This is a genomic window from Halapricum sp. CBA1109, from assembly GCF_009741825.1.
Lineage (GTDB): Archaea > Halobacteriota > Halobacteria > Halobacteriales > Haloarculaceae > Halapricum.
The window spans coordinates 1-1246 of the sequence record NZ_WPCA01000263.1 but is presented as its reverse complement, the minus strand read 5'-3'; the positions used below and the strand labels follow the sequence as shown (position 1 = coordinate 1246).

The following is a 1246-nucleotide window of genomic DNA, read 5'->3' as shown; positions in this document are numbered from 1 at the left end:
GCGCCGCCTCGACGCGGCCGATGCAGTCGACACGGGCGAGATGCTGGTGAACGCGCCGGTCCAGGGCTCGACCCATCTCGACCTCCGGGAGTCGGCGGCCCGCCACGCCTACGGCACGGATCTGGACTTGTTCCCGGTCGGCGCCGTCGTGCCGCTGATGAACGAGTACCGCTACGACGACGTGGTCGAGGTCGTCACGGCGGCGAAACGCGGCCTCGGGACGGACGCGCCGGTCCACCTCTTTGGCGCCGGCCACCCGATGATGTTCGCGCTGGCCGCGGCCGTCGGCTGTGACCTGTTCGATTCGGCGGCCTACGCGCTGTACGCCCGCGACGACCGCTACCTCACCGTCCGCGGGACTAAGCATCTCGAAGACCTCCGGACGTTCCCCTGTTCGTGCCCAGTCTGTACCGAGTACACGCCCGCGGACATCCGCGGGATGACCGACACCGACCGCGAGCGGAAACTCGCCCGCCACAACCTCCACGTCTCCTTCGCCGAGATGCGCCGCGTCCGCCAGGCCATCGCCGAGGGCACGCTCCTGCAGTTGGTCGACGCCCGCGCCCGCGGGCACCCGACGATGACCGACGGCTACCGGACGCTCCTCGATCAGGCCGGCCACCTCGAAGCCCACGACCGCGTCTCGAAGGACACCGTCTTCCACGTCTCCGCCGAGAGCGCCCGCTGGCCGACGGTCGCCCGGTATCAGGACCGCCTGACGCGGTTCGCTCCCGAGGGCACCCTATTGCTCGCCGAGAACGACGCTGCCCTCGACGGCGAGTACGACGAGCGGTGGCCGCTGGTCCCGCCGTACGGCCCCGTCCCGCCGGAGTTGCGCGAGACGTTCCCGCTGACGGCCGAGCGGCCGGACCGGCTCTCGACGGCGGCCTACGACCGCGCGGCCGACGGCGTCGCGCGACTGGCCGAGTCCTGTCCCGCGACGGTGACCGTCGCCGTCACCGACTGGCCCGCGAGCGCCTGCGAACGGCTCCCGGAGTCCGTCGAGCAGGTTTAGAACTGCCGCGGCCGCTGATCCCTATACGGGAGCAGTGGCGTTGACGCCAGCGAGACCGGTCCACCACTCGATATTCAAAAAACACCGCGCAAAGAGCTGGTTTCTGCCGTTCGGTTTACTGGACCCTGGTGGATTGAAAGGGCGAGGCCAGTTCCGCGAACCCCGGGGAAGCAAAGCACTGGACCGAGCGGAAGCGAGGGAAGCGCACAGCGAGCCGCGGGACCGGAACTG

At 70.1% G+C, this 1246-nt stretch carries 1 protein-coding gene; it reads left to right on the top strand.

From position 1 onward, the window contains the following. A partial coding sequence (gene tgtA, locus GJ629_RS15855) for a tRNA guanosine(15) transglycosylase TgtA (RefSeq protein ID WP_157513856.1) occupies positions 1-1015 on the top strand: 1015 nt, incomplete at its 5' end. Positions 1016-1246: the final 231 nt, after the last annotated feature.